13 protein-coding genes and 3 tRNA genes are annotated in these 16,446 nt (G+C 44.5%); 7 read left to right on the top strand and 9 right to left on the bottom strand.

Going from position 1 to position 16,446, the window contains the following annotated elements:
* Positions 1–52 precede the first annotated feature (52 nt).
* Positions 53–2,671, bottom strand: coding sequence for an alanine--tRNA ligase (alaS, locus tag BACCOPRO_RS11560; protein ID WP_008143853.1), 2,619 nt, complete (start codon positions 2,669–2,671; stop codon positions 53–55).
* Between the two features lie 132 nt (positions 2,672–2,803).
* On the opposite strand from alaS, the gene BACCOPRO_RS11555 reads away from it, so the two are divergent.
* Entirely contained in the window at positions 2,804–3,772 is a 969-nt protein-coding gene (locus BACCOPRO_RS11555; protein WP_022278198.1) for a peptidoglycan DD-metalloendopeptidase family protein, read from the top strand.
* A gap of 16 nt (positions 3,773–3,788) precedes the next feature.
* Positions 3,789–4,136, top strand: a complete 348-nt coding sequence (locus BACCOPRO_RS11550; RefSeq protein ID WP_008143850.1) for a MerR family transcriptional regulator — start codon at positions 3,789–3,791, stop codon at positions 4,134–4,136.
* A gap of 70 nt (positions 4,137–4,206) precedes the next feature.
* Here the strand turns inward: BACCOPRO_RS11550 and BACCOPRO_RS11545 are convergent, their stop codons facing one another.
* The 5 genes from BACCOPRO_RS11545 to BACCOPRO_RS11525 form a co-directional block, all read right to left on the bottom strand.
* A complete protein-coding gene (locus tag BACCOPRO_RS11545; protein WP_008143848.1) occupies positions 4,207–6,474 on the bottom strand; it encodes a RelA/SpoT family protein in 2,268 nt (755 codons plus the stop codon).
* 108 nt (positions 6,475–6,582) lie between these two features.
* The gene (locus BACCOPRO_RS11540) at positions 6,583–7,839 is read right to left on the bottom strand and encodes a lytic transglycosylase domain-containing protein (protein WP_008143844.1); all 1,257 of its coding nucleotides are present in this window, start codon (positions 7,837–7,839) and stop codon (positions 6,583–6,585) included.
* Between the two features lie 4 nt (positions 7,840–7,843).
* Positions 7,844–8,635 carry a DUF5683 domain-containing protein gene (locus tag BACCOPRO_RS11535; RefSeq protein ID WP_008143842.1) on the bottom strand — a complete coding sequence of 264 codons (792 nt, stop codon included), beginning with the start codon at positions 8,633–8,635 and terminating at the stop codon, positions 7,844–7,846.
* A 12-nt stretch (positions 8,636–8,647) separates the two neighbouring features.
* Entirely contained in the window at positions 8,648–9,544 is an 897-nt protein-coding gene (locus BACCOPRO_RS11530) for a ParB/RepB/Spo0J family partition protein (RefSeq protein ID WP_008143841.1), read from the bottom strand.
* Positions 9,545–9,570: 26 nt separating this feature from the next.
* Complete coding sequence (locus BACCOPRO_RS11525) at positions 9,571–10,335, bottom strand: ParA family protein (protein WP_008143838.1); 765 nt, start codon at positions 10,333–10,335, stop codon at positions 9,571–9,573.
* A gap of 253 nt (positions 10,336–10,588) precedes the next feature.
* Between BACCOPRO_RS11525 and surE the strand changes: the two genes are divergently transcribed.
* Positions 10,589–11,359, top strand: a complete 771-nt coding sequence (gene surE / locus BACCOPRO_RS11520) for a 5'/3'-nucleotidase SurE (protein WP_008143837.1) — start codon at positions 10,589–10,591, stop codon at positions 11,357–11,359.
* Between the two features lies 1 nt (position 11,360).
* On the top strand, positions 11,361–12,497 hold the full coding sequence (gene lpxB, locus BACCOPRO_RS11515; RefSeq protein WP_008143835.1) for a lipid-A-disaccharide synthase: 1,137 nt from the start codon (positions 11,361–11,363) through the stop codon (positions 12,495–12,497).
* Positions 12,498–12,597: 100 nt separating this feature from the next.
* Here lpxB and BACCOPRO_RS11510 read toward each other — a convergent pair whose 3' ends face one another.
* From BACCOPRO_RS11510 to rsfS, 3 genes are read right to left on the bottom strand one after another with little or no spacing between them, the layout of a single operon-like run.
* The gene (locus BACCOPRO_RS11510; RefSeq protein WP_008143834.1) at positions 12,598–13,437 is read right to left on the bottom strand and encodes a phosphatidate cytidylyltransferase; all 840 of its coding nucleotides are present in this window, start codon (positions 13,435–13,437) and stop codon (positions 12,598–12,600) included.
* 2 nt (positions 13,438–13,439) lie between these two features.
* Complete coding sequence (gene ftsH, locus BACCOPRO_RS11505) at positions 13,440–15,485, bottom strand: ATP-dependent zinc metalloprotease FtsH (protein WP_008143832.1); 2,046 nt, start codon at positions 15,483–15,485, stop codon at positions 13,440–13,442.
* A 12-nt stretch (positions 15,486–15,497) separates the two neighbouring features.
* Positions 15,498–15,857, bottom strand: coding sequence for a ribosome silencing factor (gene rsfS / locus BACCOPRO_RS11500; protein WP_040311468.1), 360 nt, complete (start codon positions 15,855–15,857; stop codon positions 15,498–15,500).
* A gap of 271 nt (positions 15,858–16,128) precedes the next feature.
* Here rsfS and BACCOPRO_RS11495 point away from each other — a divergent pair.
* From BACCOPRO_RS11495 to BACCOPRO_RS11485, 3 genes are all read left to right on the top strand, one after another.
* A tRNA-Gln gene (locus tag BACCOPRO_RS11495) sits at positions 16,129–16,199 on the top strand.
* Between the two features lie 42 nt (positions 16,200–16,241).
* Positions 16,242–16,312, top strand: a tRNA-Gln gene (locus tag BACCOPRO_RS11490).
* Positions 16,313–16,325: 13 nt separating this feature from the next.
* A tRNA-Pro gene (locus BACCOPRO_RS11485) sits at positions 16,326–16,400 on the top strand.
* Positions 16,401–16,446: the final 46 nt, after the last annotated feature.

The raw sequence follows: 16,446 nt of genomic DNA, 5'->3' as shown, positions 1-16,446 counted from the left end.
TCCTCACCGGACGGAAGTCCAGTGAGGATTTTTATGTTGTCAGAGGAAAGGATTAGAATCCTGCCAGTTCGATGACTTTGTCAACGGCTGCACTCAGACCGTCCGGATTCTTTCCACCTGCAGTTGCAAAGTGAGGCTGACCGCCACCGCCACCCTGAATCAGTTTGGCTGCTTCGCGTACCAGCTGGCCTGCATTCAGTCCGGCTTTCACCTGATCTTCGCTCATGGTTACAGTCAGCAGCGGTTTGTTGTCGAATACGCTTCCGATAACTACGAACAGATTTTCTGTGAACTGTCCTTTCAGCTGGAAGGCAATGTTCTTCACGGCGTCTGCCGGCATCGGGAGTACAGCCTTGATGACTTTCACTCCGTTGATATCCTTTGCGCCTTCGATCAGTTTGTTCTTTACGCTGGCTTCTTTTTCCTTCATGAATTCTTCTACCTGCTTCTTCAGGCCTGCATTCTCGTCAATGTACTTAGAGATGGCAGCCTTCAGATCGGGAGCATTGTTGAACAGTGCTTTCAGATCAGAAAGAGTATCCTGAACGGTGTCGAATATTTCTTCTACCTTGGCACCGGTTACAGCTTCGATACGGCGTACGCCGGCTGCAACAGAGCTTTCAGAAATGATCTTGACCATACCGATTTTTCCGGTAGCTGATACGTGAGTACCTCCACAGAATTCGATGGAAGATCCGAACTGTACGACGCGTACTTCGTCACCATATTTTTCACCGAACAGGGCGATAGCTCCCAGTTCTCTGGCCTTTTCGATCGGCAGGTTACGGTATTCGGTCAAAGGAATGTTTTCGCGGATCTTGGCGTTGACCAGATGTTCCACTTCGCGGAGCTGTTCCGGAGTGACTTTCTGGAAGTGAGAGAAGTCGAAACGCAGAGAGTCCGGAGTTACGAGCGATCCTTTCTGTTCTACGTGTGTGCCGAGAACCTGACGCAATGCTTCGTCGAGCAGGTGCGTACAAGAGTGGTTGGCAGCACAAGCCGCACGCTTGTCGGTGTCCACACAAGCCATCATCGGAGCATCCAGGTGTTCCGGAAGCTTCTTGGTGATGTGGATCGGAAGGTTGTTTTCCTTCTTGGTATCGATGATGTCGATGGTTTCAAATTCGCTGACCAGCACACCGGTGTCACCCACCTGACCACCGCTTTCTGCATAGAACGGAGTGTCGCTCAGAACGATCTGATACAAGGTCTGGTTCTTCTGTTTTACCTGACGGTAACGCAGAATGCTGGTTTCATATTCAGTATAGTCGTAACCGACGAAAGTGGTTTCACCTTCTTTCAAGGTAACCCAGTCGCCCGTTTCTACGGCAGCGGCGTTACGTGCACGTTCTTTCTGCTTCTGCATTTCAGCTTCGAAACCTTTCACATCGGCTGTCAGGCCGTTTTCACGCAGAATCAGTTCAGTCAGGTCGAACGGGAATCCGAAGGTATCATACAGCGTAAAGGCATCTACACCGCTGATTTCTGTCTTGCCGGCAGCCTTGGCTTCGTTCATGGTCTTTTCGAGCAGACGGATACCGGTTTCCAGTGTACGGAGGAATGATTCCTCTTCTTCCTTCATTACTTTTTCAATCAGAGCCTGCTGAGCTTTCAGTTCAGGATAAGCACCTCCCATGTTTTCAATCAGTACCGGAACCAGCTTGTACATGAAGGCCTGCTTCTGTCCGAGGAATGTGTAAGCATAACGGACTGCACGGCGCAGGATACGGCGGATAACATAACCGGCCTTGGCATTGGAAGGCAGCTGGCCGTCAGTGATAGAGAAAGCAATGGTACGGATGTGGTCGGCAACGACACGCATGGCAACGTCCACTTTTTCGTCATCACCATATTTCTTGCCTGACAGGTCGCCGATCACTTTGATGATTGGCTGGAATACGTCAGTGTCGTAATTGGAAGTCTTGCCCTGCAGGGTGCGTACCAGACGTTCGAATCCCATACCGGTATCAATAACCTTTGCAGGAAGCGGTTCCAGGCTTCCGTCAGCCTTACGGTTATATTGCATGAACACGAGGTTCCAGATTTCGATAACCTGCGGATGATCCTTGTTCACCAGTTCGCGTCCCGGAACAGCAGCTTTTTCTTCTTCAGAACGGGAGTCGATGTGAATCTCGGAACAGGGACCGCAAGGACCTGTATCGCCCATTTCCCAGAAGTTGTCATGCTTGTTTCCGTTGATGATGTGGTCTTCCGGGAAGAACTGTCCCCAGTAGCCTGCAGCTTCGTCATCGCGTGCAAGACCTTCTTCGGGGCTTCCTTCGAATACAGTGACATACAGGTCTTTCGGATCCAGTTTCAGTACGGTAACCAGGTATTCGTAAGCCCATCCGATGACTTCTTTCTTGAAATAGTCGCCGAATGACCAGTTACCCAGCATTTCGAACATGGTGTGGTGATACGTGTCGTGACCCACTTCTTCCAGGTCGTTATGCTTTCCGCTCACGCGCAGACACTTCTGGGAGTCTGTTACGCGTTTGTATTTGGCAGGGTGGTTGCCGAGGATAATATCTTTAAACTGGTTCATCCCTGCATTGGTAAACATCAGGGTCGGGTCATCCTTGATGACCATAGGTGCTGAGGGCACAATCTGGTGTCCTTTCGACTCAAAGAACTTGACGAATGAGTCGCGGATTTCATTTGCTGTCAACATAGTTGTTTATATATTATGTAGTTAATTTCTTAAAATCGGTTTGCAAAGATAATCTGTTTTATTATTTTTGTCCGTATGTTTGGTGCAAAAACTTGAATGTTTGTACGATAAAAAAATCAAAACCAGATTTGAATGCGTAAAGTCTACTATATTTATAATCCGAAAACGCGTACTTACGACCGTATTTATCCCACTATGCGCCAACGCGTAATGAGTTACCTGCGCCGTTTGTTCGTGGGGATGGGACTGGGAGCCGGAAGTTTCATTGTTCTGTTGCTGATCTTCGGTTCTCCATCCGAAAAAGACTTGCGTATGGAAAACTCCCGTCTGCAGGCTCAGTATCACATTTTGTCCAGCCGGCTGGACGAATCCTTGCAGGTGATGAAAGGCTTGCAGCAGCGTGATGACAACCTGTATCGTGTCATGATGCAGGCCGATCCGGTAGCAGATGCTTTGCGAACTCCCAGTTATAACAAGACGAACCGTTACGAAGACCTGATGGAGCTGCCCAGTGCCAAACTGGTGGTGAACACTACTCAGAAAATGGACTTGCTGGAACGTCAGTTGTATATTCAGTCGAAGTCATTTGATGAAGTTCTTGCACTCTGCAAGAAGCACGATGAGATGCTGGAATGTATTCCGGCCATCCAGCCTGTTTCGAATAAGGATCTGAAGCAGACAGCCTCGGGATATGGAACACGGATTGACCCTATTTACAAGACTGTGAAGTTTCATTCCGGAATGGATTTCTCGGCTAACGTAGGAACTCCGGTTTATGCAACCGGAAACGGTGTGGTCAGAAAAGCAGGATGGGAGGGACTTTACGGCAATTGCATCCAGATTGATCATGGTTTCGGATATGTGACCCGCTATGCCCATCTCAGTAAGATTGATGTACGTGTGGGGCAAAAGGTCGTGCGAGGGGAGACTATCGGAAAAGTGGGAACCACCGGAAAGAGTACAGGACCACATCTGCATTATGAGGTGATGGTGAAGGGACAGATCGTGAATCCGGTGAACTATTATTTCATGGATTTGAATGCTGATGATTATGACCGGATGGTAGAGATTGCGGCAAATCACGGTAAGGTATTCGATTAATTAAAACTGAAAACGTATGGCTTTACGAACCGATAAAGAACTGAAATTATATTACTCCATCAGCGAGGTGGCGCGTATGTTCGATGTGAATGAGTCATTGTTGCGCTATTGGGAAAAGGAATTTCCGATGATTGCTCCCAAGAAGACAGGAGGAAATGTCCGGCAATACCGTAAGGAAGACATTGAAAACATCCGGCTGGTTTATCATCTGGTGAAGGAGAAAGGGATGACTCTGGCTGGAGCCAAGCAGCGCCTGAAGCAGAACCGTGAGTCTGCGGCCAGTTCGGCAGAAATCATAGAAAGGCTTAAGAAAGTGAGGGAAGAACTGGTAAGTATGCGGAAAGAACTTGATTATCTCACTTGAAAAAGAAATTCCGGACAATCTCAGGAGATGTTGTTCTCTTTGGAAGATTGTCCGGAATTTCTTTCTGTTGTCAGTCGGTAATCGTGTCGTCGAAGTTCTCGATACGGGTTACACGTTTTAGGTTTTCCAGTTTTTTCAGGTTGTTGCAGATCGTATTTACATCATCCACATCGTGTACAAACAGCTGGATACGTCCTTCAAAGATTCCATCGTTTGATTCTATATTCAACTTGTGGATATTTACATTCAGTTGCTGGGAGATAACTTGCGTTACCTGATTCAGCACACCGATACCGTCTATTCCTTTGATGTAAACATTGACCGGGAAGTTGAGGGCTTTTCCGATCTCCCATTGTACGGCAAGCAGCCGGTTGCCGAAACTGGTCTTCAGCTGGTTGGCAATGGGACAATGACGTTTATGGATGATAATGCGGTTGTTGTCGTCAATATATCCCAGTACATCATCTCCCGGAATCGGTTTGCAGCAGTCGGCAATGATATAGTTCTTCTGAATGGCATCCGGAGTCAGCTTGATGATTTTCTTTTTGTCAATTTCCAAAGGCTGAGGCTCTGGTTGCTTTTCTTCCTGCTTCTTGCTTCCGCCAAAAGCAAAAGCGATATATTTCTTCCAGCTTGTAGGAGTCGGTTTCTCTTTCAGTTCATTCCGGTCTGTTTCTCCGAGGGTAATGACACGCTGTCCGATCTGTAAAGCCAGTTCGTCCGCATTTTTCAGTTTATGCAGATCGCAAAGTTTTTTGATATTTTCTTCACTGGCAGCCAGCTCTTCCTGCTGAAGGAAATCATGCAACATGTCTTCGCCTTTCATCTGCATTTCCTTACGCTCCCGTTTCAGGATGGACAGGATTTTGGCTTTGGCCTTGGCTGTAGTTGCAAAGTTGATCCAGGAAGGCTGTACGCGCTGTGATTTGGAAGTCAGAATCTCTACCTGATCTCCACTCTGCAGCTTGTGGCTGAGCGGTACGAGCTTGTGATTGACTTTCGCACCGATACAATGGCTTCCCAGGAAGGTATGGATCGAGAAGGCGAAGTCAAGTGCCGTACAGTTCTGTGGCATTGTCTTGATTTCACCTTTGGGTGTAAATACGAATATTTCAGAGGCAAAAAGATTCAGCTTGATGGTATCCAGAAAGTCAAGAGCATCCGGTTGTGGATCGTCCAGAATCTCCTTGATTGTCTTCAGCCATTTGCTCAGTTCTCCTTCGTCTTCACTGCCTCCTCCTGCCTTGTATTTCCAATGAGCCGCAAATCCCTGTTCGGCAACGTCGTTCATGCGTTCGCTTCGGATCTGCACTTCGATCCATTGTCCCTTGTTGCTCATCAGGGTGACATGCAGAGCCTGGTATCCGTTGGCTTTCGGATGGCTGACCCAGTCTCTCAGACGGTCGGGATGTGGCTTATAGAGTTTGGAGATGCAGACGTAGATGTTGAAGCAGTCGTTCAGTTCTTCATCTTCGTTGCGCGGGGTAAATATAATTCTTACAGCCAGGATATCATAGATCTCTTCGAATGTGATATGCTTGGTCTGCATTTTGTTCCAGATGGAATAGGGTGATTTTACGCGTGCCAGAATCCGGTATGGAAGTCCCATCTTATCCAGCTGTTCCCGGATCGGAGCGGTAAATTCTTCGAAAACGTTGTCACGTTCAGCCTGGGTTGCCTTCAGCTTATCCTGTATCTGCTGGTAAGTTTCGGGATGTTCATATTTGAAACTCAGGTCTTCCAGCTCAGTCTTGATACGGTTGAGACCCAGACGGTTTGCTAAAGGAGCATAAATATAGAGCGTTTCACCGGCAATCTTGTATTGTTTGCTGGGGAGCATGGAGCCTAGTGTACGCATGTTGTGTAACCGGTCGGCAATCTTGATCAGGATAACCCGTATATCATCGTTCATGGTCAGCAGCAGTTTCTTGAAGTTTTCTGCCTGTGCTGACGCACGGTCTCCAAAAATACCTCCGGAAATTTTGGTCAGACCGTCTACAATCTGGGCGATCTTCGGACCAAAGAGATTTTCAATGTCTTCAACGGTATAATCCGTATCTTCCACAACATCATGGAGCAATGCGGAACAGATGGAAGTAGATCCCAGGCCGATTTCCACACATGCAATGCGTGCCACGGCAATAGGATGCAAGATATATGGCTCACCGGAGCGTCTGCGCACTCCTTTATGAGCTTGTCTGGCAAAATTAAAAGCCTTGGTTATTATTTCGACCTTTTTGCGATGCTTACTTTCCAGATATCTGTCGAGCAATTCCTGAAAGGCATCGTTGATCAGCTTTTCATCGTTTTGTTCTTGAACTTGTCTTTCGTCCGTCATACTCCTCCCTCCCTTTCTTGAAAACGGTTCTGCAAAAATATGAAAAATGCAGAAATATGCAAGTCTTTTAGGGGAATAGAATCAAAAGACTTGCATATTTTTGCTTTCTTATCGGATACGGATGGACTTTCCGGCACGGATGCTGCTGCCTTTTATGCCGTTCAACCGTCGAAGCTGGTTGACACTGACACCATATTTAGCAGCAATTCCTCCCAGGGTATCTCCATTTTTGATGCGGTAGTAAACGGCTTTCCCTGTGGAGGTTCCTGCCGGATCCTTGACTTCTACCGTACTGCGGCGGGTCTGATATACTTCGGGCTTGTAATTGTAGATACTGTCTTCGTGTTCAATAAAACAACTGATCATGTTATTGGGCAGACGAAGCGCATAGGGTTCCTCGTTGCCGGGAATAATATCTTTCTTGAATTCCGGATTCAGTGCCCGAAGCTGGTCGATATTGATGTTGCAGACACCGGCAACCTGATTGAGATTCAGATTGCGGGATATATGGATCGTATCTGTTCCTTCCGGCATGTTCATATCCATCGGGCTGATGTTATGCTCACAATAGTAAGTCATGATATAGTTTGCAGCAATGAAGGCAGGTACGTATCCTCTGGTTTCTTTAGGCAAGTAATTGTAAATAGTCCAGAAGTCGGTAGCTCCTCCGGCGCGGCGGATAGCCTTGTTGATGGTTCCGGGACCGCAATTGTATGCTGCCAGCACAAGATTCCAGTCATGATAGATTTCGTACAGGTCCTTCAAGTAACGGACAGCAGCCCAGGTTGATTTGATCGGGTCACGCCGTTCGTCAACCAGGCTGGTTGTCTTGAGGCCGTACACTTTTCCGGTGCGTAGCATGAATTGCCAGAGGCCGACAGCTCCCTGGCTGGATGTAGCAGTGGGGTTAAGTGCTGATTCGATAACCGGAAGATATTTCAGTTCCAGGGGAAGATCGTATAAGTCAAGTGCTTCTTCGAAGATAGGCATGTAAAGATTGTTGGCGCTAAGCATGAATGCCACTTTTTGCCGAAGGCGGGTTGCGTACATGTCTATGAATTTTCGAACGATGTCGTTGTACGGCATTTCAATGATAGCAGGGATCCGTTGCAGGCGGCTCATATAGATGGAATCACTTACGACCGGATTTTCGGAAGTCATGGTACAGTTTTCCGACATGTTGATGTAGTGTTTGGACACCCAGTCAAGGTATAGGCTGTCCGTTTCGGAAAGCATTCCTTCCGGCAGGTCGATTACGTCTACTTTTCCTTCAGCAGACTGTATCGTAATGCTTTTTTCCGTTTGTTGTGCATAAAGTGCTGTTGCACTGAGAAAGGTCATAAGACCAATTACAAATTTCTTCATGGATTTAGAATTTGATACTGCATTGCAGGCCGACTCCTTGTGGCCGGTTGCGGAATGCGTCGTTAAATACTGCGGGTTCCAGTTTCATACCCAAATCTTTAGAAATGTCGAAATCCGACAATTCAGCATCTACATATGCATCAATGACTGATAATAGATAGACACCGATAAATGCAAATATACTTAAGTCGCGATAACGGCGATAAGTGTCTTTCTTTTTCTTGAATCTTTCTTGATAGCTGGCCAGGTTCTTCTGAACTTCTTCAGGAGTGGTACTGGCCGGGAGGAAATCCATGTAACTGTTGTTGTTCGGATTGTCGCTCATAATGTCTTGATAAGCCTGCGAATAGTCTTTGTACATTTTCCCATTCCAGGTCAGTGCATATGCACATCCGACAAAACCTCCGTATATGATGGGAAGTTTCCAATACTTACGGTTGTAGATCTGTCCCGCTCCGGGAATAGCCAGTGCCAGCCATACCGATTTGTTGGAATTGGGAATCCATTTTTCTTTAACTTTTTTCTGCGCGGCCTTCTGGATGGAGTCACTCTGGCTGGCCAGAGCCGCAGTATCCACAGGAGCTTCCAATGCATCTATTTGCTGTTGACGTTGCAGGGACAGAGTATCCAGCAAGGCCAGGCTGTCTGTAACATGCTGCATACGGATCGAGTCGGCAGTCAGCTGTCCCGTACGATGTTTGAGGGCGCGTTGTGCCTGAACTTCACCTGCAAATCCTGTCAGTAGCCATAAGAACAGGAAGAGATAACCAAGATATGTTTGTTTCTGTCGTTTCAATGTAGTTGCAGTTTATTCGGTTTTTTTCAATGAATCGAGTATTTCCATGATTCGCTCCAGATCAGTCTCGTCATTGAAGGGGATACTAATTTTGCCTTTACCTTTTGAACTGCAGGACAGTTGTACCTTTGCTCCGAAGAAGCTGCAAAGATGGCTTTGCAACATGGTGTATTCTTCTGACAGCTTGGCTCCTTTAGGAGTGATCTTTTTTCCTCCTGATTCAACGCTTTCTCCGCTGGATAAGGATTTTACAATTTCTTCCACTTTTCTGACGGAATATCCCTGAGAGATAATCTCATTGAAAATACGGATTTGAGTCTTAGGGTCATCCAGAGCCAGCAATGCTCGTGCATGTCCCATATCTATTTCCTTATTCTTTAAGGCAACCTGTACGGGAGCCGGTAATTTAAGAAGTCGCAGATAATTGGCGATAGTGGTTCTTTTTTTTCCTACTCGTTCACTCAGCCGTTCTTGTGTCAGTTCATACTGTTCGATGAGATGCTGATAAGCCAGAGCGATTTCCAGTGAGTTCAAGTCCTCACGCTGGATATTTTCGATCAGGGCCATTTCCATGACATTCTCATCATCAGCTGTACGGATATAGGCCGGTATGGTATGGAGACCAGCCTGAATAGAAGCACGGTAACGGCGTTCTCCTGCGATGATCTGATAAAAATCCTCACTGATCTGACGCAGGGTTATGGGTTGGATAATGCCTATTTCGGCAATGGAATCTGCCAGTTCCTGTAAGGCAATCGGGTCAAATTCACGGCGAGGCTGATTGGGATTTACTGAAATCTTGCTCAGTTCTATTTCGCTGATGGATGACGAACCCGAAGTCTTGACTTCCTCAGTAGATATCAAGGCGTCGAGACCTCGGCCTAATGCAAATTTTTTCTGTACTGCCATAGTTATTTATAGGAATATATCCTTTCTTAGTTGTTCTTGTTTATAATTTCATGAGCTAACGCCAAGTGATTTTTGGCTCCTGTGGATTCTGCATCGTAAAGAATGGCCGGAATTCCATGGCTTGGAGCTTCACTTAACTTGACATTACGTTGGATAATGGTTTTAAATACCAGTTCCTGAAAATGACGTTTTACTTCATCGTAGATCTGGTTGGCCAGACGTAGGCGTGAGTCGAACATCGTAAGCAGGAAACCTTCAATTTCCAGTGAAGGGTTCAGCTTGGTTTTGATTATCTTGATTGTATTCAATAGTTTGCTGATACCTTCCAGTGCAAAATATTCACATTGAACCGGAATGATGACAGAGTCTGCAGCTGTCAATGCGTTGATGGTAATCAGCCCGAGGGATGGTGAACAGTCGATCAGGATATAATCATATTCTTTTTTCATGGGTTCCAGAGCATGCTTCATGATTTTTTCTCTGTTCTCGAGATTCAGCATTTCGATTTCTGCTCCCACGAGATCTATATGAGAAGGTATAATGTCCAGACCATCAATATCTGTCGTATAAATAGCTTCTCGTATATCTGCTTTATTGATAATGCATTCATAGATCGAACAGTCTATATCTTTCAAGTCTACTCCCAGGCCTGATGAAGCATTTGCCTGAGGATCTGCGTCGACTACTAGTACTTTCTTCTCGAGAGTGGCTAGTGATGCGGCCAAGTTTATGGTCGTTGTGGTTTTACCCACGCCTCCTTTTTGATTGGCTAAAGCAATAATTTTTCCCATATTAATCAGTTTAATCTGATTGCGAAGTAACTAATAATCGGTGATACTCTTAGTTAAGAAAAGGTTACTTTTTGGAAAAGTGTTGATAACTCACCGCTTTTGTTAATAACTTCGGCAGGGCAAAGATAGTCAAAATCGTTTAATTACATACTTGATTTGAGAAGATTAAGATTTGTAAACGCATTGTACCATTGTTTTTTTGGGCCCTATACGGAAAGATTGTAACTTTACACCGAATTTATTTAGAATAGGAATGAAAGATAAACCATTGATTTTGCTGTCGAATGATGATGGAGTGGCAGCAAAAGGAATACAGGAATTGATAAAAGCCTTGAGGCCGGTTGCTGATCTTGTTGTTGTTGCTCCCAGTGGCCCCCGTTCCGGAGCTTCCGGGGCTATTACGTCAGAAGTTCCTTTGAAATGCAGAATGATTCGAAGAGAGCCGGGACTTTCTGTTTATGAATGTTCTGGAACTCCCGTTGATTGTGTAAAACTGGCTTTGCATACGATTGTGCCCCGAAAACCGGATCTGGTAGTGGGAGGAATCAATCATGGGGATAATTCATCTGTAAATGTACATTACTCAGGAACAATGGGAGTGGTGATAGAGGGCTGCCTGAAGGGAATACCTTCGATAGGCTTTTCTTTATGCAATCATGCTGCAGATGCTGATTTCTCGTTTACATTGCCATATGTTCGCCGCATTACGGAGGAGGTGTTGCAGCATGGATTGCCTGTCGGCATTTGTCTGAATGTAAACTTTCCTAATGATTCTGTGCTGAAAGGTGTACGCATTTGTCGTCAGACAAAAGGTGTATGGACCAATGAATTCCAGCAGGCGGTACATCCTCGGGGGGGACACTATTATTGGCTGACAGGAGAATACCGGAACGATGAGCCTGAAGCGGAAGATTCAGATCATTGGGCTTTGGATCATGGCTATGTAGCTGTAACACCGACAAAGATTGACGTGACAGCTTATGAAATCTTTGAAGAGTTGTCTCATTGGAATTTAACCGTATGATATGAAATATTATCTGATAGTAGGAGAGGCTTCAGGAGATCTGCATGCTTCCAATTTAATGAAAGCTTTGAAACAAGAAGATCCTCAGGCTGAATTTCGTTTCTTTGGAGGTGATTTGATGACAGCGGTTGGCGGTACTCGGGTCAGACATTACAAGGATCTGGCTTATATGGGATTTATACCGGTTCTGCTTCATCTTCGGACGATTTTCCGTAATATGGATTTTTGCAAGCAGGATATTGTTGCCTGGCAGCCTGATGTCTTGATATTGGTAGACTATCCGGGATTTAATCTGAAAATTGCGGAATATGTAAAACGTCATACCTCTGTTCCTGTCTATTATTATATTTCTCCTAAGATTTGGGCGTGGAAAGAATACAGAATTAAAAATATTAAGCGTGATGTTGATGAATTGTTTTCCATTCTGCCTTTTGAAGTAGATTTTTTCCAGAAGCATCAATATCCGATTCATTATATAGGAAACCCCTGTGTGGATGCTGTGGAAGCTTTCCGGTCGGAAAATCAAGAAGGTTTTACTGAGTTTATATCCTGTAATCACTTGAAGGATAAACCGATTATAGCTCTATTGGCAGGAAGCCGAAAGCAGGAAATTAAAGATAACTTGATTCGTATGATGGAAGCAGCCAAGATGTTTCCAGACTATCAGTTTGTCGTTGCCGGAGCTCCGGGGATTGAACCTTCATTTTACCAATCCTATATGAACGAGGATGCAGAGATTGTCTTTGGTCAGACATATCGTTTGCTTCAGCATGCAAAAGCAGCATTGGTAACTTCTGGCACTGCGACACTGGAAACTGCTTTGTTCCGGGTACCGCAGGTTGTTTGTTATTATACGGCTGCAGGACGGCTTGTTTCATTTTTACGCCGACATATTCTGAAAGTGAAATATATATCTTTAGTCAATCTGATTGCAGATCGTGAAGTTGTGAAGGAACTGGTTGCAGATGGAATGACAGTCAAGAATATACAGGCAGAACTGAAGAAGCTACTGGCTGAGACTCCTGAACAAAAGGCAATGCTGGATGGCTATGATCGGATTATTCAGATATTGGGAAAGGCTGGAGCTTCAGAACGCGCGGCTCAGGAAATACTTCGATGCTTGAATAAAAAGAAATAGAGGGAAATATATACCCCGGCAATCAATACATCAGTTTGTCTGCGAGTTGTATTGATTGCCGGGGTATTTTATTTATAAGGATAACTTTATAGCTGCTGCATTAAAACAGAGATATTATATAAAGGTATACCACAGCTGCAGGTACAGCTAAGATTGTACTGTCGAACCGGTCAAGCATGCCTCCGTGTCCCGGAAGGATATTTCCGGAGTCTTTTATACCCAAAGTACGTTTCAGCAATGATTCTGTCAAATCTCCCCATGTACCGAAAATGACAACGGTTAAGCCCAGACCAATCCATGTCGCGGTTGACATGAACGGAAAGAAATGAGCCATTGCTATGGCAGCAATGATACTGAAAACACCTCCGCCGATTGAGCCTTCCCATGACTTCTTGGGGGAAATACGTTCAAATAGTCTATGCTTGCCGAAAAGCATACCAGTGCAATAAGCGCCAGTGTCATTTACCCAGTTGAAGATGAAAATGGAAAGAGGCAGTATCGGGTTATATTCCGAAATGCTGCCGTCTGAAGATGTGTGATAAGCCAAAACATTCAGCAGTGCAAAGGGGAGAGCAATGTATATTTGACTCATCATTGCATATGCCCAGTTGTGAACCGGATTTTTCTTTTTGAGATAAAGTTCACTGACGAATAGATAAATGATGAGAAACAGGTAAGGAATCAGTATCTCATTCTTACCCGGTGCTACTCCCAAATATCCAAATCCTATAAATAGGAAGATGCCTGCCAGAATGGTAATGGATTTGTTGATTTGTACTTCTCCACTTTTACCAATAATTGTTCCAAACTCATAAATGGTCAGAGCACTGATCAGAGAAAAGAGTATTGTGAACGGAATAGGTCCGCTCACAATACCTCCTATCAGTACGGCTATAAATATAGCCCCGGTAATTGCCCTTTGAATAAAATTATTTTTCACGCTTAGCTATTTAAGGTTGTTTTATCTTCTGTTGGTTCAGGAAGTTCTTTTACTTCCGGATCTTTAGCTTCATTTTCAGATGTGGAAACTGGTGTTTCTTCTTTTTCCTGTTTCTCTTCCTTCTGTTTAGAAGCTTCTTCAGACGCCATGATTTCTTCAGATCTGGAAGTCCACGGGCGTTTACCGAAGATCTTTTCCACATCTTCAGCAAAGATTACTTCCTTCTCTATCAAAAGTTGGGCTAACTGATTATGTCCTTCTTTATGCTCAAGAAGCAAAGCCTTGGCACGGGCGTATTGCTCATTGATCATATTCTGAACTTCCTGGTCTATCAGTTCAGCCGTATGTTCGCTATACGGTTTACTGAAACTGTATTCGTCATTGCTGTAATAACATAAGTTCGGCAGCTTGTCACTCATACCGGCATAAGCGATCATGCCGTATGCCTGTTTGGTTACACGTTCCAGGTCGTTCATTGCTCCCGTAGAAATATATCCTACAAAAACGTCTTCAGCGGCACGTCCTCCTAAGGTTGCACACATCTCGTCCAACATTTGTTCTTTGGTAGAAATTTGCCGTTCTTCCGGTAAATACCAGGCAGCGCCTAACGCACGTCCACGAGGAACGATGGTTACCTTGATCAAAGGATTGGCATGTTCCAGGAACCAGGAAATGGTTGCATGACCGGCTTCGTGTAAAGCAATGGTACGCTTTTCTGCGGCAGTCATAACTTTAGTTTTCTTTTCCAATCCTCCGACAATTCGGTCGATTGCAGCTAAAAAGTCATCTTTGTCGACAGAAGCTTTTGAATGACGTGCTGCGATTAAAGCAGCTTCATTACAAACGTTGGCAATATCTGCTCCACTGAACCCGGGAGTTTGGCGGGCCAACAAGTCAACATCTACGTTCTTGTCTAACTTTAAAGGCTTTAAATGTACTCCGAAAACTTCTTTCCGTTCATTCAGATCCGGAAGATCAACATAGATCTGGCGGTCGAATCGTCCTGCTCTTAGCAGCGCTTTATCCAGGATGTCTACCCGGTTGGTTGCTGCTAAGATGATGACTCCACTGTTTGAACCGAATCCGTCCATTTCAGTTAACAACTGATTCAGTGTATTCTCTCTTTCGTCGTTTCCTCCCATATTGGGATTCTTTCCGCGTGCTCGTCCGACAGCATCAATCTCATCAATAAAGATAATACAAGGCGCTTTTTCCTTGGCCTGTCGGAACAGATCACGTACGCGTGATGCTCCTACACCGACAAACATTTCAACGAAGTCAGATCCCGAAATAGAGAAGAAGGGTACATCTGCTTCTCCTGCAACTGCTTTAGCAAGCAATGTCTTACCAGTTCCCGGAGGACCGACAAGTAATGCTCCCTTAGGAATTTTACCTCCTAGTTCAGTATATTTCTGGGGCTGTTTTAGAAATTCAACAATTTCTTCTACTTCCTGTTTGGCTGCAGCTTGCCCTGCTACATCTTTAAATGTAACTCTGTTTGCTCCTTTCTCAAAAAGTTGAGCCTTACTTTTCCCAACGCTGAAAACATTGGTTCCTCCTCCTGGACCAGATCCTCCTCCCATACGGCGGATAGCAAAAAAATAGAGTGCGATGAGGAACAGAAAGGGAGCTAAATTCCAGAAAATAACTCCGAAATAGTCATTCTTCTTTTCGTAGCTTATTGATCCGGTAAAATGTCCTTGCGACTGTTCTTCATCCAAAAACTTATCTAAAGCCTCCATTGATCCAACTTGTACGTTGACCGAAGGACTTCTTCCTACTTTATTTGCATCACTTTTAAAGACATCAGCAATATGTTCAGGCTTGATATACATATTAACCGTGTTATTGTCGTATGCAATAATTTTGCTTGCATAGCCTTTACTTACCATATCCTTAAATTCGGTATAGGTAATTTCTTTATTGGCACTACCTTCATCACTGGAGAACCAGAGGAAAGCAAAGACCATTGCTATGACTACATATAGCCAACTTAAGTTTGGCTTTGGTACATTGATCTTGGGTTTGTTATTTGAATTTTCGTTCATAGTTATCTTTGTTTAATCTAAATCGGGGATTTGAATTAATTTCGCATCAGCCCAAAGGTGTTCCAAATTATAGAAGTCTCTAACTTCCGGCAAGAAAATATGTACGATAATGTCACTATAATCCATTGCTACCCATTGTGCATTTCTGGTACCGTCAATGGCATATACTTTTTCTCCCATTTCTTTTCTTACGTGTTCTTTTACGGAATCAACAATGGCCAAAACCTGGCTTGGAGAATTTCCTTGACAGATTACAAAATAGTTACATATGGTGTCTTCGATGCCAGTCAGATCTGCTATTACAATTTTTTTCCCTTTCTTTTCTTGAATACCTTCTGTTATTTTTTCTATCAGTTTTTTTTCTTTGTCCATTCTATTTCGACTTTTCTGTTTTAGTTTTTTGATTAATATAATTAGGTAGGCAAATATACTGGCTTTTCTGTATATTGCGAAAGAAACCGACATATTTCTCTTTACCTTTTGGATTTTTTGAGAGTCTGACCAGGGTTATGAGGCTAAAATGAGGGAAAAATGAAGAAAAAAAAGATTTCTTTTGAAAAAAAATGGAGAAATGCTTGGTATGTTATGGAAAAGTTGTACCTTTGCAGCGTCAAACCGAGAGGGGATGACTAAAATGAGATTTTGGGCTATGGTGTAATGGTAACACAACAGATTCTGGTCCTGTTTTTCTTGGTTCGAGTCCGAGTAGCCCAACTTCTTTATAAAGGATGTTTTCACGGAGAAGACATTTACTTTTGGGCTATGGTGTAATGGTAACACAACAGATTCTGGTCCTGTTTTTCTTGGTTCGAGTCCGAGTAGCCCAACCTTAAGTAGTTTCGGGGTGTAGCTCAGCCCGGTTAGAGTACGCGTCTGGGGGGCGTGTGGTCGCTGGTTCGAATCCAGTCACCCCGACTGGTGGTTAGGTAAGTATTTGATGCACAAATACTTACCTAATTTG

It is taken from the genome of Phocaeicola coprophilus DSM 18228 = JCM 13818, assembly GCF_000157915.1.
Lineage (GTDB): Bacteria > Bacteroidota > Bacteroidia > Bacteroidales > Bacteroidaceae > Phocaeicola > Phocaeicola coprophilus.
This window is presented reverse-complemented; position numbering and strand designations above follow the sequence as displayed.